The organism is Thermoanaerobacter uzonensis DSM 18761 (genome assembly GCF_900129115.1).
GTDB classification, from domain to species: domain Bacteria; phylum Bacillota; class Thermoanaerobacteria; order Thermoanaerobacterales; family Thermoanaerobacteraceae; genus Thermoanaerobacter; species Thermoanaerobacter uzonensis.
In genome coordinates, this window is the sequence record NZ_FQUR01000007.1 from 171980 (window position 1) to 196499 (window position 24520).

Here is a 24520-nt window from a genome sequence, read left to right on the forward strand (position 1 = left end):
AGTAGAATGAGGTGAGGACAGTGAGCAAAAAGACCATAGTATCAATGGCTGTAATAAGAAGGCTCCCAAGATATCATAGATATCTTGAAGAACTTCTTAAAAACGATGTAAAGCGTATTTCTTCTAGAGAATTAAGCGAAAAGATGGGAGTTACTGCTTCTCAGATTAGACAAGATTTAAACAACTTTGGCGGTTTTGGACAACAGGGATATGGCTATAATGTAGAAGAGCTTTATAATAATTTGACTAAGATTTTAGGCCTTGATAAAACTTATAATACTATCATTATAGGGGCAGGTAACTTAGGACAAGCAATTGCTAATTATACCAGGTTTGAGAAATCTGGCTTTAATTTAAAGGGAATTTTTGATATTAATCCTCGTTTATTTGGGCTTAAAATTAGAGATGTTGAAGTAATGGACGTAGAAACAGTAGAAGATTTTATAGCCCATAATAAAATCGACATAGGTATTTTGTGTATTCCTAAAGATAGTGCTCAATATACTGCTGACAGACTGGTGAGAGCGGGGGTTAAGGCGATTTGGAATTTTTCGCCAATAGATTTAAAGGTGCCTGATGACATAATTTTAGAAAATGTTCATTTAAGTGATAGTTTATTTACTGTATCATATAGATTAAATGAAGAAGAGCTCTTTAAAAAGTTAAAAGGAGAGACTGCTAAAATAGATGGGTAGTAAATTTTCTATCCATCTATTTTAATTTTGGCATGAATTTTGCTTCTAAATTTTAATGATAAAACAAGGAAGGGGGTTTTTTTATGGAATTTAGAAATATTAAGCTAGAACTAAAGGAAGGTGTTTGTCTCGTTACTATTGACAGACCTAAATCTTTGAATGCGTTGAATTTAGAAACTCTTAAAGAAATAGACCAGGCTTTAGAAGAAGTTAAGGAAAATGTTGAGGTGAAAGTAGTAATAATAACAGGAGCAGGGGAAAAAGCTTTTGTAGCGGGAGCGGACATTTCTGAAATGAAGGATATGAATCCCCTTAAAGCAAAAGAATTTGCTGAGTTTGGCCAAAAAGCGTTTAGAAAGATTGAACTTATGAAGAAGCCTGTTATTGCTGCTGTTAACGGTTACGCTCTTGGAGGAGGCTGTGAACTGGCAATGGCTTGTGACATAAGGATTGCAAGTCATAATGCAAAATTTGGGCAGCCAGAGGTGGGACTTGGCATTATACCGGGATTTGGAGGCACACAAAGACTACCTCGAATTGTAGGCATGTCAAAAGCGAAGGAGCTTATTTACACAGGGGATATGATAGATGCTGAAGAAGCTTTAAGAATTGGACTTGTTTCAAAAGTAGTAGATCAAGAAAAATTATTGGAAGAAGCCCACAACATTGCGAAAAAAATAATGTCAAAAGGGACAATTGCTGTAGGGCTTGCAAAGGAAGCCATAAATATGGGGATTAATGTGGATATTGAAGCAGGTATGAGCTATGAATCAAAGGCTTTTGCGCTTTGTTTTGCTACAGAGGACCAAAAAGAAGGTATGGCAGCTTTTTTAGAAAAAAGAGCTCCTAAATTTGTGGATAAGTGATATGTGGTGATAAAGGGTGATAACCCTTTATCTGTAATCTTTAGTGTTAAAAAAATATCAAAAAGGAGGAGTTTTAATGGATTTTTCATTGACAAAAGAACAACAAATGGTAAGGAAAATAGTAAGAGAATTTGCTGAAAAAGAGATTGCACCTAAAGCAAAGGAAATTGATTTAACGGGTGAATTTCCGTGGGATAATGTCAAAAAAATGGCGAAAGCTGATATGATGGGAATTCCATATCCAAAAGAATATGGAGGAGCAGGAGGAGATTATATAAGTTATATTATTGCAGTGGAAGAGATATCACGCGCTTGTGCGTCTACAGGCGTTATATTGTCTGCTCATACATCATTGGCGTGTTTTCCTATTTTCCAGTGGGGAACAAAAGAACAGAAAGAGAAATACTTAATACCATTGGCAAAAGGAGAAAAGTTAGGGGCTTTTGCGCTTACAGAGCCTAATGCTGGAACTGATGCAGCAGCTCAGCAAACTACAGCAGTATTAGAAGGAGATCATTACATTTTAAACGGCTCTAAGATTTTTATAACCAACGGCGGAAAGGCAGATGTATATATAGTTTTTGCTATGACCGATAAATCTAAAGGTACGAAAGGAATAAGTGCTTTTATTGTTGAAAAAGATTTTCCTGGTTTTTATATAGGAAAAGTGGAAGAAAAAATGGGTATAAGAGGCTCGAGGGCAGCAGAATTAGTATTTGAAGACTGTGTAGTACCTAAAGAAAACCTTATTGGTAAAGAAGGAGAAGGGTTTAAGATAGCAATGGCGACTTTGGACGGCGGAAGAATAGGTATTGGCGCTCAAGCCTTAGGCATAGCTCAGGCAGCGTTAGACGAGGTCACAAAATATGTAAAAGAGAGGCAGCAATTCGGAAGGCCTATAGGGAAATTTCAGGGCTTACAGTGGTATATTGCTGAAATGGCTACAAAAGTAAGTGCAGCTAGACATCTTGTTTACTACGCTGCATGGAGAAAGCAAAACAATTTAAGTTATACGATGGAAGCTGCTATGGCAAAGCTTTTTGCTTCTGAGACAGCCATGGAAGTTACTACAAAGGCAGTACAAATTTTTGGTGGGTATGGTTATACAAAAGATTATCCAGTTGAGAGATTAATGAGAGATGCAAAGATAACAGAAATATATGAAGGTACTTCAGAAGTTCAAAAGATGGTCATAGCTTCGAATTTATTAAAGATGTAAGGAGGAATTGCCATGAATATACTTGTGTTTATAAAACAAGTGCCTGATACTAACGAGGTCAAGATAGATCCAGTTACAAAAACCCTTATAAGAGAAGGAGTACCAAGTATAATAAATCCGGATGATAAAAATGCTTTAGAAGAAGCTATAAGAATTAAAGAAGAATATGGAGCAAAAGTTATTGTCATAACAATGGGACCTCCACAGGCTGAAACTGCGTTAAGAGAGGCGCTTGCGATGGGAGCTGATGAAGCATATCTTTTGACTGACAGAGTATTTGCGGGTGCTGATACTTATGCAACTGCCAAAACTTTGGCAAATATGGCTGAAAAATTTGACTATGACATAATATTCTGTGGTAGACAAGCTATAGATGGTGATACTGCGCAGGTAGGTCCCCAATTAGCTGAACAGCTTAATATTCCTCAAGTGACATATGTTAAAGAAGTAAAAATTGAAGATAATACCCTTATCGTAAAAAGGGCACTTGAAGACGGATACGAAGTTATAAAAGTCAAAATGCCTGTGCTTTTAACGGCGATTAAAGAGCTTAATACTCCAAGGTATCCTTCTATAAAGGGAATATTTGAAGCGTATAGCGAAAAAGAAGTTAAAATTGTGACTGCTGCAGACTTAGGAGTAGATCCTCAAGAAGTTGGACTTAAAGGGTCTCCTACAAAAGTTATTTCCACAACTACTCCAGAAACACAAAGGGCAGGAGAAATTTTTACAGGCAATGTAAAGGAATGTGTGCAAAACCTTGTCCAAAGATTAGTTGAAAAGCATGTTATATGAAGGAGGCAGGAAAAAATGAATGAATACAAAGATATATGGGTGTTCGCCGAGCAAAGAGAGCAAAGATTAATGAATGTATCTTTAGAGATATTGGGAGAAGCGAGAAAACTTGCTGATAAAAAAGGTGTAAAAGTTTGTGCAGTGTTAGTTGGATATGGTGTAAAAGGACTGGCCGAGGAATTAATCAAATATGGTGCTGATGTAGTGTACGTAATAGATAATCCCCTTCTTAAAAACTATACGACAGAAGGCTATGCAAAAGTCATTGCAGACCTTACAAATGAGCTAAATCCAGAAGTGATTTTGTATGGAGCCACATATATAGGAAGAGACCTTGCACCAAGAATTGCTTCACGATTGCACACTGGCCTTACAGCAGACTGTACGGGACTTGATATAGATGAAAATGGATTGCTTTTACAAATACGTCCTGCTTTTGGAGGCAATCTCATTGCCACAATAATATGTCCAGAAAGAAGGCCTCAGATGGCGACTGTGAGGCCTGGAGTTATGAAAAAAGCTCCAAAAGACGAAAAGCGCGAAGGGAAAATCATAGAAATACAGGCAAATATTAAAGAGAGTGACATAAGGACACAAATCGTTGATATTATAAAAGAAGCAAAAAGTAAAGTAAATATAGAAGAGGCAGATATTATTGTTTCTGGAGGAAGGGGGGTAGGAGGAGCAGAAGGATTTAAGCTAATTCAGCAATTAGCCGATGTTTTAGGAGGAGTGGTAGGAGCTTCTCGTGCTGCAGTTGATGCAGGATGGATTTCACAAGACCATCAAGTAGGTCAGACGGGTAAAACCGTAAGGCCAAAACTTTATATAGCTTGTGGCATAAGTGGTGCGATACAGCATATTGCAGGCATGGGGAGTGCAAAAACGATAGTTGCTATAAACAAAAATCCTGATGCACCTATTTTTAAAGTAGCTGATTATGGAATAGTTGGAGATTTATTTAAAGTAGTACCGGCATTGATAGAGGAGATAAAGAGAGTTAAAAATAGCGAAATGGCATGAATTTTGCATATATAAAAAAGAGGGCGGCTGACCTTTTGGCAGCTGACCCTCTTATAAATAAGTTTAGAAGGGGTGTTTTTAAATGCAAAAAATATTTGTAGTCGGTGCAGGTACAATGGGTTCGGGAATAGCCCAGGTATTTGCAGAAAGTGGTTTTGATGTCATAATAAGAGATGTAGATATCAAGTTTGTAGAAAGAGGTTTAGGAATAATTGAAAACAATCTCAAAAGAAGTGTTGAAAAAGGCAAGATTACAGAAGAAGAAAAAAATAAAATTCTAGGAAAAATAAAAGGCACTGTTGATATCAATGAGGCGAAAGATGCTGACTTTGTTATTGAAGCAGCTATAGAAAACATGGAGATTAAAAAGCAAATTTTTAAAGAGCTTGATAACGTATGCAAAGGAGGTACAATACTTGCAACAAACACTTCTTCTCTTTCAATAACAGAAATAGCAAGTAGTACTAAAAGGCCTGAAAAAGTTATCGGAATGCACTTTTTTAACCCTGTGCCTGTCATGAAATTAGTGGAAGTGATAAAAGGCATGAAGACTTCTGAAGAGACTTTTAATACAGTAAAAGAGCTGGCGCAGAAACTGGGTAAAACTCCTGTTGAAGTAAATGAAGCTCCTGGCTTTGTGGTAAACAGAATTTTAATTCCCATGATAAATGAAGCTATAGGGGTTTTAGCTGATGGAGTAGCTTCTGCATCTGACATAGATGAAGCGATGAAATTAGGAGCAAACCATCCCATAGGACCTCTTGCTCTTTCTGACCTTATAGGCAATGACGTAGTTCTTGCGATAATGGAGGTATTATATCAAGAGTTTGGAGACTCAAAATACAGGCCTCACCCACTTTTAAAGAAAATGGTTAGAGCAGGACTTTTGGGAAGAAAAACAGGGAAAGGATTTTTTGAATATAAGTAAAATTAAAAAAATTACTTGAGGAGGATTTATATGAGAGAAGTTGTAATTATAAGTGGTGTAAGGACAGCAATAGGCAAATTTGGGGGGACATTGGCAAGTATTCCTGTTGTGGACTTGGGAGCGATTGTCATAAAAGAAGCTTTGAAAAGAGCAAATATTGCTCCAGAACAAGTGGATGAGGTACTTATGGGAAATGTCTTGCAGGCAGGATTAGGACAAAATCCAGCAAGGCAGTCGGCAGTGAAAGCAGGAATTCCAGTTGAAATAACATCTGCAACAATTAATATGGTTTGTGGATCAGGACTTAGAACTGTAACGATGGCATCACAGGCTATTATGACAGGGGATGCAGAGATTGTTGTTGCAGGCGGAATGGAAAGCATGTCAAGAGCTCCGTACCTTCTCAATGAAGCTCGATTTGGATATAAAATGAATGATGGTAAAATAGTGGACTCTATGGTGTATGATGGCTTGACAGATGTGTTTAATCAATACCACATGGGTATAACAGCTGAAAATGTTGCTGAAAGATATGGAATTACAAGGGAAGAGCAAGACGAATTTGCACTAAGAAGCCAGAAACTTGCAGAAGCTGCAATTACATCAGGAAGGTTTAGCGATGAAATTGTACCTGTGTTAATCCCGCAGAAAAAAGGTGATCCAATAGAATTCAAAGTTGATGAGCATTATAGACCTGGTACTACATTAGAAGCTCTTTCAAAATTAAAACCTGCTTTTAAACCGGATGGAACAGTTACAGCAGGGAATGCATCTGGTATAAATGATGGAGCAGCTGCTTTGGTAGTTATGTCTAAAGAAAAGGCAAAAAAATTAGGAATTACTCCCCTTGCTACTATAAAGTCTTATGCTTATGCAGGAGTAGACCCGAGCGTTATGGGATTAGGTCCTATTTACTCTACAAGGAAGGCTCTTGATAAAGCAGGCTTAAAAATTGAAGACATTGACCTTATAGAAGCTAATGAAGCCTTTGCAGCCCAGGCATTAGCAGTTGCGAAAGAACTTAATTTTGATATGGATAAAGTAAACGTAAACGGTGGTGCAATAGCTTTAGGCCATCCTATTGGTGCAAGTGGAGCCAGAATTTTAGTGACACTCCTTTACGAGATGAGAAAGAGAGGTTCCCATCTTGGGCTTGCGACACTTTGCATAGGTGGTGGCATGGGCATATCAATGATTGTAGAAATGTAAAGTATATAGAGAAAATAATGACCCTCGGTTCATGCCGAGGGTTATTGACTTTTAATAACGATTACAGATATAATAAATACAAAGGATGTCCTAAAATGATACATCTTTTTTTAATATTAGGGGGAGTGAAGAGATGCCGAAAAACATTGATAAATCCTTTTTGTTTAGTGAAGAAATGGAATTTTTATTTGAGAGTGTTTTTGACAAACTGCCAATTGCTTTTGATATACTTGATGCAGAAGGTAATATAAGAATGATGAATAAAACGTTTTTAGATTTTTTAGGCTTGGAAAAAGAAAAAGTTATTAACAGATATGTATTGGACGTTGATCGAAACTCGCGATTTCCTCTTGTTTTAAAAACAGGACAGAACGAGATTGCCTATAGACATAAGTTTGCCAATGGAAAAGAAGCTATTGTGCATAGAATTGCGATAAAAGATGGCGACGAGGTTATTGGCGGTTTTGGAATGATTTTGTTTGAGGATTTAAATGAACTTAGAAAACTCATAGAAAAAAACAGGCTTTTAGAGACTGAACTTAATCACTATAAAAAAACATTAAGAAAAATTCCTGGTGCCAGGTATTCATGGGAGAGTATTGTTGGAAAAAGTGATGCAATAATTGAGTGTAAGAAAAAAGCTATAAAGATGGCTAGTATGGGTTCCAATATTCTTATATATGGAGAAAGTGGGGTAGGGAAAGAACTTTTTGCTCAGGCAATCCACAATTCAAGTAGCAGAAGAGATTATCCATTTGTGACTGTAAATTGTGCTGCTATACCAGAGCAGTTAATGGAATCAGAGCTATTTGGTTATGAAGAAGGCGCTTTTACAGGAGCTCAAAAAGGTGGCAAAATAGGTAAGTTTGAGCTTGCAAATCATGGTACTATCTTTTTAGACGAAATAGGTGATATGCCGTATACAATGCAAGCAAAACTTCTAAGAGTGCTTCAAGAAGGAGAAATAGAAAGAGTAGGTGGCAAAGAACCTATTAGAGTTGATGTACGTGTGATTTCGGCAACTAACAAAGACCTTCAAAAGCTTATTAAAGAGGGGAAATTTAGGAGCGATTTATTTTACAGAATAAATGTATTAATGCTTAATGTTCCACCATTGCGTGAAAGAAGAGGAGATATTCCACTTTTGATAGATCATTTTTTGTACCTTTTGGCTCAGAATTCTGGAATATACAAAAAAGTTTCTAAGGAAGTGTATGACATTTTGGAGAAATATGATTGGCCAGGCAACATAAGGGAACTTAGAAATGCAGTTGAGCGAATGGTTGTCAATTCGGAAGGTGATACAATTAGGAAAACAGACATTCCTCTTTATATTCTAAACAAAGAGATACCCATAAGGAAGAAAGGGTCGGGACTTCAGCAAATGCTTGAAGAATTTGAAGAGAAGATAATCCTTGAGACTTTAAAAGAGTGTAATTATAATAAATCACAAGCAGCAGAAATATTAAAAATACCAAGGTCAAGACTTTATCGAAAGCTAAAAAAGTTTAATATTCTCGAAGATAATGAAGTAAAATGATACTATGTAGCGAAAAGCTACAAATTTTGAAAACGCAGGAGACATATCTCTTGCGTTTTTTTGTATTATTGTGAGACATTTATCAATAAAAAATTGTATTTTGTAATATCTTTAAAAGCAACAAGAAAATTTTTAATTTAAGAGGTGGATATTTAAGAAATTCACATTTGACTGCTTATTTTTTAAAAATTTTTAAGCAAAATTAATAGTTGGCACTTTTTTTGCTTTTACTATTTAGAGAAAAACAACTGAAAGGAGTAACATTATGGGGAAAACGATTAATGAATTAAAAATTGGTGACAAAGACTATTTTGAGAAAACAATTACAGAAACAGATGTATATTTATATGCTGGGATTACAGGTGATTTTAATCCTGCCCATATTAATCAGGTAGCATCTGAAAAAACAATGTTTAAGGGAAGGATAGCTCACGGAATGTTGACAGCGGGGTTAATTTCTGCTATTTTGGGTACTAAGTTACCAGGACCGGGAACTATTTATCTTGGTCAAGAATTGAAGTTTACAAAACCTGTAAGGATTGGCGATACAATCAAAGCTGAGGTAGAAGTAGTAGAAATCATCCCTGAAAAAAATCGAGTTAAATTAAAAACAATATGTACAAATCAAAATAACGAAGTTGTACTGGAGGGCATGGCGACAGTACTTGCACCAACAAAGGAGTAAGCAAAAATTATTGGAATGGGAGGCTACCAAATGGCAAAAGTCAGAGTTAATAATATTGAATTATACTATGAAATACACGGAAATGGTCAACCTCTTGTACTAATAGAAGGCCTTGCTTGTTCGAAATGGATGTGGTTTAAACAGATAAATGAGTTAAAAAAGCATTTTAAGGTTATTGTTTTTGACTTGAGGGGTATTGGTGATTCTGATAAACCTGATATGGAATATTCTATTAAGCTGTTTGCTGATGATACAGCGGCTCTGGTAACAGAACTTGGATTTAAAAAAGTTCATGTACTTGGGGTTTCTATGGGTGGTTATATAGCACAAGAACTTGCTTTGGAATATCCTGCTCTTGTTGATAGGTTGATATTATGTTCTACTCATTATGGAGGACCAAATATCGTGCCAATACCATTATCTACTCTTAGCATTATGTTGAATGGAGCAGGTGCAGGTAATGCACTGGAAAATTTGCGAATTGCTATGTCTTTAAGTTTTAGCGATGAATATCTTTCTACTCATAAAGATGAATTTGAACAAATTGTGAAATGGAAATTTGAAAAGCCGCAACCATTTTACGCTTATAAAAGACAATTTTACGCTGGATTAGCATTTGATGAAGAATCAAGAGTTCATTTGATTAAATCTCCTACTTTAATAATGGCAGGTAAAGACGATAAAATCGTACCTTATGAAAATGCTCTTTTATTGCATTCAAAAATTGAGGACTCAGAAGTTGAATTTTTTGATAATGCAGGACACTTGTTTTTTATAGAAAAAGCAGAGGAAGTGAATCAAAAAATTGTAGAGTTTTTAACAAAACCTATAGGAGGAGATGAAAAATGGAAAGAAAGGATATTAACGTAGGGATTGTTGGAACAGGACTTTACATTCCTGAGACATATATGACGGCTGAAGATATAGCAAAAGAAACAGGTATACCTGAAGAAATTATAAAAACCAAATTTGGAATTATAAAAAAGCCTATACCAGGACCAGAAGACCATACTTGCTATATGGGGATACAAGCGGCAAAAGACTGTCTTAAAAGAACTGGTGTTGATCCAAAAGAAATAGACCTCATTATATATATAAGCGAAGAACACAAAGAATATCTACTTTGGACATCTGGTATCAAATTACAATACGAAATAGGAGCAGAAAATGCGTGGGCTTTTGATATGGCGTTAAGGTGCGGTACAGCAGTTGCAGCTTTGAAGATAGCGAAAGATATGATGGTTGCAGATGATAATATTAATACCGTTATGATTGCTGGTGGATACAGAAACGTTGACTTTATTGATTATAAGAATCCGCGCGTATCCTTCATGTATGACCTTGCTGCAGGAGGAGGAGCAATTCTCCTTAAGAAAAATTATAATAGGAACATTGTACTTGAGGCATCAATTATAACAGATGGTTCCTTTTCTGAAGATGTTGCTGTTGTCGGTGGAGGGACAAAATATCCTGTAAGCCATGAAATGATTGATAAAGGACTATATAAATTAGATGTTTTAAATATGGAACATATGAAAAAAGGCCTTGAAGAAAAATCGATGCCTAATTTTTTAGGTGTGATTAAAGAATCTCTAAGGAAAAGCGGATATACACCTTCCGATATTGGCTATCTTGCGATACTTCACATGAAAAGGTCTGCTCATGAATTTATTTTAAATGAACTAGGCTTATCTCCTGACAAATCGATTTACTTAGAAAACTATGGGCATATGGGTCAGATCGACCAGATACTTTCAACCCAACTTGCCCTAGAAGGAGGAAAAATAAAAGATGGTGATATAGTCGTGTGGGTAAGTGCAGGGATAGGCTATGTATGGGATGCAATTACAATAAAGTGGGGACCTATAGAATAAAGTATTACAACATAAATTGTAAGACAGGAGGTTTTAAAAATGGACTATAAAGAATTATACAAAAGAAAACTAGTTTCTGTAGAAGAAGTTTTATCAAAAATCGGAAGTGGAGATGAAATAGTTTCTGCTATGGCTGCTTCAGAACCTCAAGGCATTTTAAGTAAACTTCACACTATAAAAGATAGAGTAAATGATGTAACGGTTGTTGTATGTCTTCCAATGAAAGACTACGACTTTTTTATGGACCCATCAATGAAAGGGCATTTTCTTACCGAATCATGGTTTTATACTGCAGGACTCCGTGAAGCACATAAACACGGGACAGTATCTTTTATACCAAATCATCTTCATTTAGCTTCAACAAAAAGATTACACTATAGAAAACCTAGGTTTTTCCTAGGAACGGCTACTCCAATGGATAAACATGGATATCTATCATTATCTTTAGGCATTACTTATGAAAAAGATATTCTTGAAAACGCTGATTATGTTGTCTTAGAAATAAATGAAAATTTACCAAGGACTTATGGTGATACACAAATTCATATAAGTGAAGTTGACTTTGTTGTTGAGAATCACGCTCCTGTCCCTGAAATTCCTATTGTAGAGCCAAATGAAAAAGATAAAATAATAGGAAATTATATAGCTGAATTAGTAGAGGATGGTTCAACGATTCAATTAGGAATAGGTGGAATACCCAATGCTGTGGCAAAAGCACTTTTAAATAAAAAGGACCTTGGCATACACACAGAGATGTTTACAGAAGGAATGGTAGATTTATTCGAAGCCGGGGTAATCACCAATAAGAAAAAGACCTTATGGAAAGGAAAATCTATAGCTACATTTGCGCTTGGTACTAAGAAACTATATGATTTTATAGATGATAATATGGGAGTAGAATTTCAAAGAGGTGCAGTGGTCAATGACCCGTACGTAATAGGTCAAAATTATAAAATGGTATCTATAAATACTGCACTCCAGGTAGATTTAACAGGTCAAGTTTGTTCAGAATCTCTGGGTATAAGGCAATTCAGTGGGACAGGGGGACAAGCAGACACGGCAGTAGGGGCACAAATTTCAAAAGGAGGCAAATCTATAATAGCATTGTACTCATCAGTAAAAAACGATGCTATATCTACAATAGTTCCTACATTAACAGAAGGTGCTGCAGTAACTTTATCAAGAAATGATGTAGACTATATTGTTACAGAGTATGGCATTGCGGAAATGAGAGGACGGTCGATAAGAGACAGAGTCAGAAATTTAATAAACATTGCTCATCCTAAATTTAGAGATGAGCTCAGGGAAAAGGCTAAAGAGCTTATGATATGGTAATATTTGAATGTTAAAGATAAAATGGCGATGAAGAAAGGAGGAACAATTTATGAAGAAGATAAGAGTATTTCCTTTATTGGTAATAATGTCGTTGTTATTATTTCAAGGACATTATAAAGCAACATCATATTTTGACCCAACGCCAATAAAAACCTTTACAGACTCCAAATACTGGGCTAAAGTGGAACTTTTAAGGGATAGCAATCCTAATATAGGACAAGAAAAATTCATAACAGATAACCAACAAAAAGATCCAGAAATTATCAAAGAATTTAACAACAATCCTCAACCAAATTCACAATATTTTTTGCTCCATTATGCACCCGGTTGGGATACAGGCACAAAGCCATATCCTGTAATTCTTGTTCATGGTGCAGGACATAATGGAAATTTCTTTGCTGATCCTAAAGGCGATAGTTCAATTACTGGTTTGATGCAATACCTTTCGCAAAAAGGTTATAAAGTTTTTGCTGTTACATTTGCGCATCCTCATGGGGACAATTACATTCAAAGAGAGATTCTTGCTGATGCGATTCAGAAGGTTAAGGCTGTAACAGGAGCAAGTAAAGTTGATATTATAGCACATAGTAAAGGCAATATGTCTGCGAGAATGTACGTGTCAAATGTCAAAGAATCATGGGGAGTTGATTTTGGAAAAGATGTGAGAAGATATATCCAGCTGGGAGCTCCAAATGGTGGAATTGACTTTACTTTTAGGAATCCAAATATGGCATGGGGTATAATGACAACAGGCGCATATGGTCCCGTTCCTTACACATATATGTTAATTTATGGATTATGGTACAATACCACCTATCACAGTATATATACAGAAGGTGGTGCCTATCCAGGACAACTTCAGATGTTAGCAAGATGGGATAGTGTATATCCTCTAAATACAACGCAGCAAGATTGGTATACAACTTATTATGGAGGATGGGGATTTGCTAGTTATTCTTATGGGATAGATTATGCAATTAAAGAAGGTGGAAATCTTATTAATACATTACAGAATTCCCCTGTAGATCCTTCTGTAGAAATAGCTGTGTTGGCTGGAGATTATAATTATATAAATGGTGTTCAGTGGGAGACCACAGGGCCCAGTGATGGATTAGTATTTGTAAAAAGTGCTACTGATACATCGGCAATGACAAAATCAGGGGCAAAACTTTTAGCGAAAGACATATACCATTTGAATCACCTTGAGCTGACATATGATAAATCAGCTATGGATTGGATAGATGCACAATTGTCAAAATAGGAAATTTTAAAAAAGTATTTTTGTGGCAATTAATTGCATGCCACAATAATAAAAATAAAAAATTAATAAGGAGGGTTTTTATGATAAAAAAATTAGGTTTAGTAATTGTTGGTATCTTTTTGCTAACTGTTTTAGTTTCAGGGTGTACTTCAAATGCCACTTCAGCTAATAAAGAACCGATAAAGATAGGATTTATTGCAGGAATGAGCGGCCCTAATGCCGAATTGGGTAATGGTCAGAAAATGGCTATAGAATTAGCGGTTGAACAGTGGAATAAAAAGGGAGGAATTGATGGGCGGAAAATAGAGCTTATCGAAAGAGATGATCATTACAATACAACAGATACAGTCAATGCTGCTAATGAACTTATCAATAACTACAAGGTTGTAGCAATTGTAGGACCTACTGGAAGTGGTAATGCAAAAGCATTATTACCCGTTGTTAAAGCAAAAGGAATACCTCTTATGATTACAAATAGTATGGATAACGAGTTTACTAATCCTGTTATTCCTAATGTATATAGGTTTGCTATGCCAAATTGGGTACAGGAACAAATGGCAATTGATTATGCATTAAAAAATAATATGACTAGAATTGCTGTTATAAATGATACTTCCGGTTATGGTAAACCCGGGGGTGATGACATAGTCAAAATGCTAAAAGAAAAAGGTATAACACCTGTGGCTAGAGAAGAGTATAAACCTGGTGATCTTGATGTAACGGCACAAGTTCTCAGAATCAAAAATGCTAATCCGCAAATTCTTATAATATGGGGTATGGCGGCAGATGCTGCTAATATAAAGAAGACAATGGTAGCAAATGGATTAAACATACCAATGATAGGTGGAAATCCATTAGTCATGAAGAGTTATAGAGACATAGCAGGTTCAGCTATTGGAGAGACAATTACTACTTATCTTGATACGTATTTAAGAAAACCTTTTAGACCTGAAGCAATTAAATTTGCAAAGGCATGGAAAGAAAAATATCCAGATGATAAAGTTTTTTATGGTCCTGGAGATGAACCGTGGTATTATCTTAATATGCCTGCCCAAACTTACGATGCAGTAAACGTATTGTTAACTGCGATAAAAAATGCAAAATCTACAGATTCAAAAAAGATAATAGAAGAACTTGATAAAATTCGTGACTATAAGGGTGTGACTAATAAAATATCTTTTAGTCCTGATGATCATGATGCGCAAGGCCCAGAAAATAATGTATATTGTTATATAACCCAAGATGGGGTTTTTGAATTGAAAAAATAGAAATTAACTAAAAGCCCACACTATCTGTGTGGGCTATGCAAAAATTGGAGGTGTTATTTTGCTATTTCAAGTATTAATATCAGGATTAGCATTATGATGTATATATGCACTTGTTGCTATGGGTTATAATTTAACATTTTGGACATTAAAAATTATAAATTTTGCTCAAGGCGATCTTTTAATGATTGTTGTTATGCTTTCTTTAAGTTTTGGTATCCTGTGGTTTAAATTGCCTATGGTTTTGGCAGTTATAATTGCACTGATAATTGCTGCACTTTTTGGAGTGCTTTTGCAAAAAGTTGCAATATCACCATTACTTAAGAACCCCTCTAGTTCAGGTTGGATTGTTTCTACAATGGGAGCGGGGATAGTATTACAGAGTATTGCTGTTATGCTTTGGGGAACTATAGAAATGGCTTTTCCATATTTTTCAGGTAAACAAGTTATAATAAAAATTAGTTCTGCGACTTTAGATATGCAATGGCTCATAATTATGGGTGTTACCTTAGCTATAGTTCTACTTTTTGAAATTTTTGTTGATAACACAATTTTTGGGAAAGCGATTAAAGCAACAGCTGCAGATAAGTTTGCAGCAAGAGCAATGGGAATTAATACAGATAAGATAGTTATTTTTTCTGTTGCGTCAAGTTCTGTGTTAGCGGGAATAGCTGGTGTGTTAATAGCTCCTATATTGTCGGCAAATCCTTATATGGGTTCAATGATTGGTATTAAAGGATTTGCGGCAGCAGTTTTAGGTGGCATGGGAAGTACAAAAGGAGCATTAGTAGGTGGTATTATAATAGGAATAAGTGAGCTTTTGGCAAGCGGCTTTATAAATCCTGCTTTGAAAGATGCAGTAAGCCTTTTGATATTGTTTGGTGTACTTGTGTTTTTACCTAATGGAATATTTGGTCAACAATATTATGAAAAGGTGTGATGGTAATGAAAAGGATATTTAAATATACTAAGATTAATTGGACTATATTCATAAGTATGATACTCTTGCTTCCTTTTGTAATTCAAAATGATTATTGGATACAAATGGTAACGTTGATGGGTATATATGCAATTTTGGCTTATGCAATGGATTTTATAGGTGGTTACTCTGGGCAAGTATCTATGGGACATGGCGGATTTTATGCTATTGGTGCATACACTGCAGGTATACTTGCAACAAAATTACATTTTTCTTTTTTACCGTCATTTATATTAAGTATACTTGTTGGATTGATATTTGGAGCAATTGTTGCATTGCCAGCTATACATGTAAGTGGTTTTTATCTTGCAATGGAAACTGTGGCATTTGCTCTAATAGTTGTAACTGGGCTTGAAAGACTTGAAACCCTGACAGGTGGTGTACAGGGATTAATTGATATACCGTCTCCTACTTTGGGTACACTAAAATTACTTGGATTATCAGTTTCAAAAGTTGGTTTTTACTACATAACATGGATAATTGTTCTATTGATTGTTATCTTTGTTTATAAATTGATTCATTCATATTATGGAAGAGCTTTGTCTGCAATAGGAGGCAGCGAAATAGCAGCAGAAAGTATGGGAATTAATACTGGATATTACAAATATATCACATTTACATTATCTGCAGGTATAACAGCAGGAGCAGGTGCTTTATATGGTTTTTTAATAGGCTTTTTGAGCCCGGAAATTTTTGGATTTTCCATGTCTGTATTTATTCTTGCAATGGCTCTTGTTGGTGGCATGAAGTCAACTGTAGGGCCACTAATTGGTGCTGCAATATTTGCTTTTTTACCACAAACTTTGCAAGCTTTTAGAGGTGCCAATAATCTTGTATATGGATTAATTTTAATGTTCAGTTATATAATAATTCCAAAAGGATTGGCGGCTTTCTTTTCTGATAGGAAACCACTTTTGAAAGTAAAGTTAAATGAAAGTATTACAGCAAATATTCCTTTTAATTCAAGAAGATATAGTACAGAAGACAAAAGACTTATATTAAAGCTTGAAGGAATAACGAAGAGTTTTGGGGGTAATATTGCAGTAAAACAGCTTGATATGGAAGTAATGCAAGGGGAAATACATGCTCTTATAGGGCCTAATGGCTCAGGTAAAACCACAACAATCAATATAATATCTGGAATTCATGAACCTACGGAGGGCAAAGTAATATTTAATGGAACTGATATTACAAAACTCAAAATACACCAAAGAGCGCAACTCGGTATTTCTCGGACATTTCAGAATTTAAGAATATTTCCTGATATGACTGTACTAGAGAATGTATTAGTTGGAGCGCATGTGAATTATAAATCTGGTCTAAAAGTTATATTTGATACTAAAAATGTTAAAGATGAAGAAATTAGAAATATAAAAAAAGCATATGAAGTTTTGGAGTTTTTAGGTCTTCAAGATTATGCTGATAGTATTGCAACTGAGTTGCCTTATGGGATACAAAAAATTGTAGAGGTAGCGAGAGCAATTATGTCGGATCCATATGTTGTACTTCTTGATGAACCTGCAGCAGGCCTTACTTCGGAAGAAATTGAAAGATTGGGTAACACTATTTTAAAACTTAAAGAAAAGGGGATAACCGTTATAATAATTGAACATCATATAGATTTTGTTTTAAATCTTGCAGACAGAGTTACTGTACTTGATTTTGGAGAGAAAATATTTGAGGGATTACCTCAAGATGCAAGGCACGACCAAAAAGTAAAGGAGGTGTACATTGGTGGAGACGTTGCTATTGCTTGAAAATGTAAGTGTGAAATACGGTGCAATTGAAGCAATTAGGGGAATAAATATGGAAATAAAAGAAGGATCAGTTGTATGTCTTATTGGTGCAAATGGCGCAGGCAAATCTACAACTGTAAATACTATAGCGGGACTTGTAAAAAATCAAACAGGCAAAATATTTTATGATGGTAAAGATATATCAAAATGGGAAACTGATGAAAGAATCAAATCCGGCATAGCTATTAGTATGGAAGGAAGGCGTATTTTCCCCGACCAAACTGTATATGATAATCTTCTCTTAGGAGGATATACAAGAAGAAAAAAAATAAAAGAGTTAAAACGTGATATTGATCAAATAATGGATAGGTTTCCTATATTAAAAGAAAGAGCAAATCAACTAGCAGGTACTTTGAGTGGGGGCCAACTTCAAATATTAGCAATAGCACGGGCTTTTATTGCCAAACCTAAACTTATGCTTTTGGACGAACCGTCTTTGGGACTTGCTCCGATTCTTATTAAAGAAATATACAAGATGATAAAAGACTTTCATAAAGAAGGCATGACAATACTTCTAGTAGAACAATTTGCACAATATGCTTTTTCAATTAGCGACTATGCTTACGTTCTTGAGCACGGGAAAATTGTTATTGAAGGCAAATCGGAAGATGTTAGGAATAATCCGGCTCTAAGCAGTGCATATCTTGGTGAATAATATGGGGTGATGAAATGACCCTTATTGATGCGTTTAAAAAAATAGCACCTTTTATTAATATAATGACAACAGAGGATTTAGGAATATCTATATGTGATGTTAATGAATGCGTATTATATTTACCTGCTAGAACGATTAATCATAACATAAAAGTAGGCGATCCTTTGAAAGAAGGAACGGCTATATATGAAGCGATAAAAACTGGGAAACGCGTTGTTAAAAGAGTAGGAAGTGAAGTGTATGGAGTTCCGTATATCGCTATAGCGTTTCCGCTAATAGAGAATGGAGTAATAACAGGAGGAGTAAGTATATTTCAATCGACAGCAAAACAGGATGAGATAGCAAATATAACTGAAAAAGTGTTTTCTTCATTGCAGCAGATTCACTCTATAATACAAGAGATATTTCTAATTTCAAAAAATGTATCTGAAATAAGCGATGAAGCCTCAAAGCTTGCAGAATATGCAAAAAATAATGCTCAATCTACTGACGAGCTTATAGACTTTATTAAACATATCTCTTCAGAAACAAATTTATTGGGCTTAAATGCGGCAATAGAAGCTGCGAGAGTTGGTGAGAGTGGCAAAGGGTTTACAATAGTTGCAAATGAAATAAGAAAGTTGTCTATGTCAACCAAAGACTCTGTAGAATCTATAAACAATGTACTTATAAAACTTAGAGAAATAAGTTACAAAATTGATAAAAATATGAAAGAAATAAAGAATACAAATGTGAATCTATATAAACTTATAGAAAATGCGAATAGTGAACTTGAAGAAATAAACAAAATGTTTGAGGAACTTTACAATAAAACGCGACTTTATTAAATAAGACAATAATGAATGAATACTTGGAAGCAAAAATATTGTAGCTAAGTTCCTGCAGTTTTTGCTTCCAAGTATGATTTTAGATTAAGCTTTCATCATTTAAAAGGGGAGATTTAATATTATGTATAAAATTTTAGTAATAAACCCTGGTTCAACATCAACTAAACTTGCAGTTTATGAAGGTGAAAATGAGGTATTTAATGATACAATAAGACATTCAAGCAAAGAGTTAAGTAAATACAATAATATTATTGAACAACTGGATTTTAGGGTAGACTGTATACTTAATACGCTTCAAGGTAATAATTTTTTATTATCTGAATTTGATGCAGTGGTAGGTAGAGGAGGTTTGCTTAAACCTGTTGAAAGTGGTACTTATATTGTAAATGATATTATGATAAATGACTTAAAAAATGGTGTCCAAGGAGAACATGCCTCAAATCTGGGAGGAATAATTGCTCGTTTGATAGCAGATAAATATGGTATTCCGGCTTTTATAGTAGATCCGGTTGTGGTTGATGAACTTGAAGATGTGGCGAGAATTACTGGTATTCCAGAAATAAAAAGAAAAAGTAGATTCCATGCCTTAAATCAAAAAGCAGTAGCAAGGCACCTCTCAAAGGATATTAGTAAGGAGTATGAAAAAACAAATCTCATAATAGCGCATCTTGGAGGAGGCATATCGGTAGGTGCACATAAAAAGGGAAGGATTGTAGATGTTAACGATGCTATAAATGGGGATGGACCTTTTTCACCTGAGAGAGCTGGGGAACTTCCTGCCCTTGATGTTGCAGACTTATGCTTTAGTGGAAAATACGGTTATGAAGAGATAAAAAAGATGATAAATGGAAAAGGAGGAATGACAGCTCTTCTTGGTACAAATGATGTCAGAGAAGTATTAAAAAGAATAAATAACGGAGATAAATATGCTAAACTGGTATTTGAAGCAATGGCATATAGAGTTGCAAAAGAGATTGGTAGTATGGCAGCTGTTTTTAAAGGACACGTAGATGCAATAGGAATTACTGGAGGTATTGCATATAGTGAGGAATTTGTAACACTTATAAAAGACAGAGTAAATTTTATAGCACCTATTTATGTATATCCGGGAGAAGAGGAAATGCTAGCTTTAGCTCAAGGGGCTTTGAGAGTTTTAAACGGTGAAGAAAAGGCAAAAGAATATGTATAAAATGAAAACTGATAAGAGGCTTATGTTGTCCTCTTGTCAGTTTTTTAATTTTAATTGACATCATAATTAATAAAAATTACAATTATATTTGAGATTATGTAAAGTAGAAAGGCGAGAAAAATGGATAAGTTGACGATTTGGGAAGTATTTTTGTTTTCAGTGCCAGAGGCAGCAGTTATAATAAGTATTGCTTTTGGTTTAGGGGGAGTAAAGTTTAAGCCAAAAGAGATTTTGTATATAAGCTTACTTACTGGAATCATATTGTACTTTATAAGGCCATTGGTCAGTAGTTATATTGTAAATGTTATACTTTATATCGGGGTATTAATGATTTTGTTTTTGGTATTTAAAGTTATGGACTTTTTTAAAGGTATGATGAGTGTTATTTTATCCGTTTCCATTTATTTAATAATAGAATATCTAAATGTTACGGCAATTCAATTTTTATTTGATATAGATCCTGTAATTTTATTGAAGAACTATGTCTTACGATTTGAATGTTTTTTACCCCAATTATTAATAGCAATTTTGGTTTCTTTTGCTATACGCAAATATAAACTTTATCTATTTACAGAGTAATGCATTGGGAGATGAATTTATATGTTAAGAATAGTCATTGCAGAAGACGATATAAATTTTAAAAAAGAACTCATAAAAATTCTTTTAACAATGGAAGGTGTAAGTGTTGAATATTCTACGGGAGACGGAAATGACGCATTAGAAGCATTAATTAAAATTAAACCGGACGTTGCCATTTTAGATATAGGATTACCAGGAATATCGGGCATTGAGGTGGCGAAAAAGATTAGAGAATACATGCCTTTTTTAGAAATAATTTTTATTACTTCTTTTGAGGAATACATAAAAGATGCTGTGAGTCTCTATGCTTCTGATTATATTGAGAAGCCTCTTGATGAGAAGAGGCTGAGAGAAACTTTAGATAGGATAAAGAAAAAACTTTTAGAAGTAGAAAATGTCATCCCTTTTAAGACGGAAGATGGAGTAAAGCTTATCAATCCTAAGGAAATTTATTGTGTTCAAGCCAGTAAAAAAAGGAGCATAGTTTATACCCAAAAAGAAAAATTTATATGTGATTACTCTTTAAAAGAAATAGAGGAATTGTTAGATGGTAGCATGTTTTTTAGAACAAATCGGTCTTTTCTAGTGAACCTCTTTAAAGTTGAGCTGTTAAAAGATAACAATAGGACTTCCTTTGAGATACGTTTTAAAGGCTCAAATTATAAGGCTTATCTCTCTAAAGAATTGTATGAAGAATTTAGGAGGAGAGTAAAATCTATTTACAAATCATAATTAGATTGGAAGAGGTTTTATGTTTAAGGATAGTTACAAAAATGCGATGATGATTTATGTAGTGCAAATGGTATTGATAGTAATACTGGTAAACAACAATTTTATGAAAAGTCTTGATGTATTTCAGCCCAAAAATCAAGAGTTGTTTAGGATTTTCACAGGAATTTTAATTTTTATACTGAATGGGTTTTCTATTTTTGTGTTAAGAGAGCTGTATGCTAAAAATAAAGAAGAACGCCAATTTTTAATAAATAGTATTAGATTTAAATACATAGAGGAACAAAATCGTATCTATAGGCAAAATCACCATGATATTAAAAATCACTTGATAATCATTTCTGAATTAGTCAAGGAAAAAAGATATAGTGAACTGGAGAATTATTTGTCTTCATATATGGAAGAAATTGATAAAAATTTGGTGACGATAAACACAGGTGTAAATGAAATTGATATATTGCTTTATTCGAAAATAAGTAATGCTAAGAGTAAAGATATTGAAGTGGATTTTAAATGTGATACACAAATCCAGTGCAGCAAAAAACACGTGCTTAATTTAGTTTCGGTTTTAGGAAATTTAATAGACAATGCAATAGAGGCTTGTGATGAAATGGAAAAAGATAAATACATAATTATAGAGATGAAAGAAGACCCAATAGATTACATATTTCACATAAAGAATAGATATAATTTTCAAACAGTTGTAAAACCATCCATCTTTTTTGAAGAAGGGTTTTCTACAAAAGAGGGTAGAGGTAGAGGCGAAGGATTGTATATTGTCAGAAATATAGTAGAAAAGTATAGCGGTGAAATAGAAGTACAAACCGATGGAGGTTATTTTGACGTTATTGTAGAAATTCCTAAATTTTCTTTGGAGGGTGATTAAAATTAATATCGAAAAGTTAGCTGAGAGGTTAACACAAAGACTGTTTAAAACGCAAAATTTAACGGATATTGAAATGGCAAAAATACAATATGGTATAAGCTTAATTTTAGGGGTAATAATTGAATTTACTTTAGTTTATGCTATTTCTTTAATATTGGGATTTAGCTTTTACACTCTAGTAATAATGCTTTCTGCTCTTTTCTTGAGGATAAATACAGGAGGGGCTCATTGTTCAACCTATAATAGATGTGTAACTTTTACGGCAGTTTATTTTATACCTTTTGCTGCTTTAGCGAAATTTATAGATATACATTTTCCTTTAGAATTTAAAGTTTTTACAAGCCTATTGTTATATTTTATAGTATTAGCGATAGTGAAGGATAATAAATTTTACAGGGTTATAATTCTGAGTTTAGTTGGTATAAATATTTTTTTATTTTTCGTCAATTCAATACTCTATATTAAAATATTGTTTTTAGTATCTATAGGTTTTACACTACAAGCTGTTATGAGGACTACATTAGGAGAAACTATAGTAAACATTGCAGATACGTTGTTTAAAAAAGCAGGAATATAAAAAAATTTTTTATTTTTTCAACCTTTTTATGTAAATATAAGCAAATAATATATTTTTATACAAAAAATTAATGGTTTTTAAAGGAATATATTGTATTTATTACATAAAAAAATGGGATTTTATGTAAATATTTGGATATATTTAGGCGAAAAATGCATTTTCGTTCCCAAAAATGACACTTTCGTTCCGAAATCCACACAAAGCTTTTTAAATGTTGTATAATTAAATAAAGATGAGTGGGAGGTGAACTGAATGAAAAGAATTAACCCACTATCATTGTTAGGAACACTGCTTACATTTATAGGAACATTGGGACTTGCAAGTTCTGCTTGCATCGGCTGGTTTTATAAGCCGCAAGTTCCTGATGTTTTGCTGAAAAAGTAATATATCTCAAAGATCTTTTCTACCCTTCCCTCGTGGGTTTCAACATTTTCCTGAGTTTTTACATAGATTTAAATTAATTTTGTGCCGAGTTTTCGGCACTTTTTATTTTAGTATTTTAAAAAATTGTTGGTATAATTTTTGCTTAAATAATAGAATTGATGAAAGAGATTTAAGTGGATAGTCTTGACTTTAAAATAGTAAGAAAGTTATAATAACCTTTGAACGGAGTATAGGATAGGGGGGTATATATAGCTGACTTTTTCAATAACATGTTAAATTAATACTATTTTTTGTGATTGAAAAATTTATATAAAACCGTATAATTAATATTGTAAAACAATTCAAAAGATTATTGGTTGATTTTTATATTGCATTTTTAGGGGGTTATTCTGTTGAAGGTTTATTCTTTAGTTGGAGAAAGTGGGACGGGTAAAAGCCATCATGCTTCTTCTATTGCTGGCAGGTATGGCATTAGGTATATCATTGATGATGGAATTTTAATAAAAGGTAATAACATTATTACAGGAGTTTCTGCTAAAAAAGAGGCTACAAAAATTGGAGCCATAAAAAGAGCATTATTTACTGATCCTACGCATGTAGAGGAAGTAAAAAAAGCTATTGAAGAGGCGAAACCGGATAAAATCCTCATAATAGGTACTTCTGATAAAATGGTGGATGCTATAGCTGAAAAATTGGGGCTTCCACCAGTGAGTGTAAGGATATATATTAAAGATGTAGTTCCCCCTAAACAGATTGAAATAGCCCGTGAAAAACGGCTATTGGAGGGAAAACATGTTATCCCTGTTCCAACTTTTGAAGTTAAAAAGCAGTTCTCAGGCTATTTTTTAGATCCGCTCAGGATTTTTAGAAGAAATAAAGGTGGTTATTTTGAAAAGACAATAGTAAGGCCTAATTACAGCTACTTAGGGAAATACACCATTTCTGAAAGTGTTATAAATTCAATAGTGGCTCATGAACTTATTTTGTTTAGTGAAGTTTACAGAGTTAATAGGGTTTTGACGGAAAAAAAACCTGAAGGAATAATTTTGAAGGTAGACGTTACGATGAGATATGGCTACCAAATTGTCCCTGTATTAAAAGAAGCTATGAAAAATATAAAAAAACAATTGGAGTATATGACGGCCTTAAATGTCCTACAAATGGACATTTATGTAAAAAATCTGCATATAGAAAAAATAAATATTGGAGAAAAGGGTGTGTGAT

At 34.1% G+C, this 24520-nt stretch carries 25 protein-coding genes; all 25 read left to right on the plus strand.

Features of this window, described 5'->3' with window-relative positions:
* Positions 1-20 precede the first annotated feature (20 nt).
* The 25 genes from BUB32_RS02555 (at position 21) to BUB32_RS02675 (ending at position 24519) form a co-directional block, all read left to right on the plus strand.
* The gene (locus BUB32_RS02555; RefSeq protein WP_072967201.1) at positions 21-695 is read left to right on the plus strand and encodes a redox-sensing transcriptional repressor Rex; all 675 of its coding nucleotides are present in this window, start codon (positions 21-23) and stop codon (positions 693-695) included.
* An 83-nt stretch (positions 696-778) separates the two neighbouring features.
* Entirely contained in the window at positions 779-1561 is a 783-nt protein-coding gene (locus BUB32_RS02560; RefSeq protein ID WP_072967203.1) for a short-chain-enoyl-CoA hydratase, read from the plus strand.
* Between the two features lie 76 nt (positions 1562-1637).
* Positions 1638-2780 carry an acyl-CoA dehydrogenase gene (locus tag BUB32_RS02565; protein WP_072967205.1) on the plus strand — a complete coding sequence of 381 codons (1143 nt, stop codon included), beginning with the start codon at positions 1638-1640 and terminating at the stop codon, positions 2778-2780.
* A gap of 12 nt (positions 2781-2792) precedes the next feature.
* Entirely contained in the window at positions 2793-3575 is a 783-nt protein-coding gene (locus BUB32_RS02570; RefSeq protein ID WP_072967207.1) for an electron transfer flavoprotein subunit beta/FixA family protein, read from the plus strand.
* A gap of 15 nt (positions 3576-3590) precedes the next feature.
* On the plus strand, positions 3591-4598 hold the full coding sequence (locus BUB32_RS02575; protein WP_072967209.1) for an electron transfer flavoprotein subunit alpha/FixB family protein: 1008 nt from the start codon (positions 3591-3593) through the stop codon (positions 4596-4598).
* Between the two features lie 82 nt (positions 4599-4680).
* Positions 4681-5526 carry a 3-hydroxybutyryl-CoA dehydrogenase gene (locus BUB32_RS02580; RefSeq protein WP_072967211.1) on the plus strand — a complete coding sequence of 282 codons (846 nt, stop codon included), beginning with the start codon at positions 4681-4683 and terminating at the stop codon, positions 5524-5526.
* A 30-nt stretch (positions 5527-5556) separates the two neighbouring features.
* The gene (locus BUB32_RS02585; RefSeq protein WP_072967213.1) at positions 5557-6735 is read left to right on the plus strand and encodes an acetyl-CoA C-acetyltransferase; all 1179 of its coding nucleotides are present in this window, start codon (positions 5557-5559) and stop codon (positions 6733-6735) included.
* A gap of 133 nt (positions 6736-6868) precedes the next feature.
* Positions 6869-8275 (plus strand): sigma-54 interaction domain-containing protein, encoded by a 1407-nt coding sequence (locus BUB32_RS02590; protein ID WP_072967215.1) that lies wholly within the window; start codon positions 6869-6871, stop codon positions 8273-8275.
* Between the two features lie 265 nt (positions 8276-8540).
* On the plus strand, positions 8541-8960 hold the full coding sequence (locus BUB32_RS02595; protein WP_200773843.1) for a MaoC family dehydratase: 420 nt from the start codon (positions 8541-8543) through the stop codon (positions 8958-8960).
* A gap of 30 nt (positions 8961-8990) precedes the next feature.
* Positions 8991-9830, plus strand: coding sequence for an alpha/beta fold hydrolase (locus BUB32_RS02600; RefSeq protein ID WP_072967219.1), 840 nt, complete (start codon positions 8991-8993; stop codon positions 9828-9830).
* Positions 9806-10834: a 3-oxoacyl-ACP synthase gene (locus BUB32_RS02605; protein ID WP_072967221.1), complete on the plus strand. Its 1029-nt coding sequence runs from the start codon at positions 9806-9808 to the stop codon at positions 10832-10834. The genes BUB32_RS02600 and BUB32_RS02605 overlap by 25 nt, the downstream gene beginning before the upstream one ends.
* A gap of 39 nt (positions 10835-10873) precedes the next feature.
* Complete coding sequence (locus BUB32_RS02610) at positions 10874-12169, plus strand: acetyl-CoA hydrolase/transferase family protein (RefSeq protein WP_072967223.1); 1296 nt, start codon at positions 10874-10876, stop codon at positions 12167-12169.
* A 49-nt stretch (positions 12170-12218) separates the two neighbouring features.
* The gene (locus BUB32_RS02615; protein ID WP_072967224.1) at positions 12219-13430 is read left to right on the plus strand and encodes an esterase/lipase family protein; all 1212 of its coding nucleotides are present in this window, start codon (positions 12219-12221) and stop codon (positions 13428-13430) included.
* 80 nt (positions 13431-13510) lie between these two features.
* A complete protein-coding gene (locus BUB32_RS02620) occupies positions 13511-14698 on the plus strand; it encodes an ABC transporter substrate-binding protein (protein WP_072967226.1) in 1188 nt (395 codons plus the stop codon).
* Between the two features lie 100 nt (positions 14699-14798).
* Positions 14799-15635: a branched-chain amino acid ABC transporter permease gene (locus tag BUB32_RS02625; protein WP_268807535.1), complete on the plus strand. Its 837-nt coding sequence runs from the start codon at positions 14799-14801 to the stop codon at positions 15633-15635.
* Between the two features lie 5 nt (positions 15636-15640).
* Positions 15641-17431 (plus strand): branched-chain amino acid ABC transporter ATP-binding protein/permease, encoded by a 1791-nt coding sequence (locus BUB32_RS02630; protein ID WP_072967230.1) that lies wholly within the window; start codon positions 15641-15643, stop codon positions 17429-17431.
* Complete coding sequence (locus BUB32_RS02635) at positions 17409-18125, plus strand: ABC transporter ATP-binding protein (protein ID WP_327192054.1); 717 nt, start codon at positions 17409-17411, stop codon at positions 18123-18125. Before BUB32_RS02630 ends, BUB32_RS02635 begins: the two co-directional genes overlap by 23 nt.
* A gap of 14 nt (positions 18126-18139) precedes the next feature.
* Positions 18140-18952 (plus strand): methyl-accepting chemotaxis protein, encoded by an 813-nt coding sequence (locus BUB32_RS02640; RefSeq protein WP_072967232.1) that lies wholly within the window; start codon positions 18140-18142, stop codon positions 18950-18952.
* A gap of 121 nt (positions 18953-19073) precedes the next feature.
* On the plus strand, positions 19074-20141 hold the full coding sequence (buk, locus tag BUB32_RS02645) for a butyrate kinase (protein WP_072967234.1): 1068 nt from the start codon (positions 19074-19076) through the stop codon (positions 20139-20141).
* Positions 20142-20261: 120 nt separating this feature from the next.
* Positions 20262-20720 (plus strand): hypothetical protein, encoded by a 459-nt coding sequence (locus BUB32_RS02650; protein ID WP_003869348.1) that lies wholly within the window; start codon positions 20262-20264, stop codon positions 20718-20720.
* A gap of 21 nt (positions 20721-20741) precedes the next feature.
* Positions 20742-21452 carry a LytR/AlgR family response regulator transcription factor gene (locus BUB32_RS02655; protein WP_072967236.1) on the plus strand — a complete coding sequence of 237 codons (711 nt, stop codon included), beginning with the start codon at positions 20742-20744 and terminating at the stop codon, positions 21450-21452.
* Positions 21453-21471: 19 nt separating this feature from the next.
* Positions 21472-22335 carry a sensor histidine kinase gene (locus BUB32_RS02660; protein WP_072967238.1) on the plus strand — a complete coding sequence of 288 codons (864 nt, stop codon included), beginning with the start codon at positions 21472-21474 and terminating at the stop codon, positions 22333-22335.
* Positions 22328-22912: an accessory gene regulator B family protein gene (locus BUB32_RS02665; RefSeq protein WP_072967240.1), complete on the plus strand. Its 585-nt coding sequence runs from the start codon at positions 22328-22330 to the stop codon at positions 22910-22912. The genes BUB32_RS02660 and BUB32_RS02665 overlap by 8 nt, the downstream gene beginning before the upstream one ends.
* Before the next feature lie 252 nt (positions 22913-23164).
* On the plus strand, positions 23165-23296 hold the full coding sequence (locus BUB32_RS02670) for a cyclic lactone autoinducer peptide (protein WP_072967242.1): 132 nt from the start codon (positions 23165-23167) through the stop codon (positions 23294-23296).
* Positions 23297-23688: 392 nt separating this feature from the next.
* Positions 23689-24519 (plus strand): Asp23/Gls24 family envelope stress response protein, encoded by an 831-nt coding sequence (locus tag BUB32_RS02675; protein WP_072967244.1) that lies wholly within the window; start codon positions 23689-23691, stop codon positions 24517-24519.
* The last annotated feature ends 1 nt before the right edge of the window (position 24520 follow it).

Bases quoted from the DNA above. Each gene is read 5' to 3' on its own strand.
- BUB32_RS02615 (WP_072967224.1), top strand. From the start codon at position 12,219: ATGAAGAAGATAAGAGTATTTCCTTTATTGGTAATAATGTCGTTGTTA.
- BUB32_RS02605 (WP_072967221.1), top strand. From the start codon at position 9,806: ATGGAAAGAAAGGATATTAACGTAGGGATTGTTGGAACAGGACTTTAC.
- BUB32_RS02575 (WP_072967209.1), top strand. From the start codon at position 3,591: ATGAATGAATACAAAGATATATGGGTGTTCGCCGAGCAAAGAGAGCAA.
- BUB32_RS02610 (WP_072967223.1), top strand. From the start codon at position 10,874: ATGGACTATAAAGAATTATACAAAAGAAAACTAGTTTCTGTAGAAGAA.
- BUB32_RS02565 (WP_072967205.1), top strand. From the start codon at position 1,638: ATGGATTTTTCATTGACAAAAGAACAACAAATGGTAAGGAAAATAGTA.
- BUB32_RS02655 (WP_072967236.1), top strand. From the start codon at position 20,742: ATGTTAAGAATAGTCATTGCAGAAGACGATATAAATTTTAAAAAAGAA.
- BUB32_RS02560 (WP_072967203.1), top strand. From the start codon at position 779: ATGGAATTTAGAAATATTAAGCTAGAACTAAAGGAAGGTGTTTGTCTC.
- BUB32_RS02650 (WP_003869348.1), top strand. From the start codon at position 20,262: ATGGATAAGTTGACGATTTGGGAAGTATTTTTGTTTTCAGTGCCAGAG.
- BUB32_RS02660 (WP_072967238.1), top strand. From the start codon at position 21,472: ATGTTTAAGGATAGTTACAAAAATGCGATGATGATTTATGTAGTGCAA.
- BUB32_RS02570 (WP_072967207.1), top strand. From the start codon at position 2,793: ATGAATATACTTGTGTTTATAAAACAAGTGCCTGATACTAACGAGGTC.
- BUB32_RS02620 (WP_072967226.1), top strand. From the start codon at position 13,511: ATGATAAAAAAATTAGGTTTAGTAATTGTTGGTATCTTTTTGCTAACT.
- BUB32_RS02585 (WP_072967213.1), top strand. From the start codon at position 5,557: ATGAGAGAAGTTGTAATTATAAGTGGTGTAAGGACAGCAATAGGCAAA.
- BUB32_RS02580 (WP_072967211.1), top strand. From the start codon at position 4,681: ATGCAAAAAATATTTGTAGTCGGTGCAGGTACAATGGGTTCGGGAATA.
- BUB32_RS02595 (WP_200773843.1), top strand. From the start codon at position 8,541: ATGGGGAAAACGATTAATGAATTAAAAATTGGTGACAAAGACTATTTT.
- BUB32_RS02590 (WP_072967215.1), top strand. From the start codon at position 6,869: ATGCCGAAAAACATTGATAAATCCTTTTTGTTTAGTGAAGAAATGGAA.
- BUB32_RS02670 (WP_072967242.1), top strand. From the start codon at position 23,165: ATGAAAAGAATTAACCCACTATCATTGTTAGGAACACTGCTTACATTT.
- BUB32_RS02600 (WP_072967219.1), top strand. From the start codon at position 8,991: ATGGCAAAAGTCAGAGTTAATAATATTGAATTATACTATGAAATACAC.
- BUB32_RS02640 (WP_072967232.1), top strand. From the start codon at position 18,140: ATGACCCTTATTGATGCGTTTAAAAAAATAGCACCTTTTATTAATATA.
- buk (WP_072967234.1), top strand. From the start codon at position 19,074: ATGTATAAAATTTTAGTAATAAACCCTGGTTCAACATCAACTAAACTT.
- BUB32_RS02630 (WP_072967230.1), top strand. From the start codon at position 15,641: ATGAAAAGGATATTTAAATATACTAAGATTAATTGGACTATATTCATA.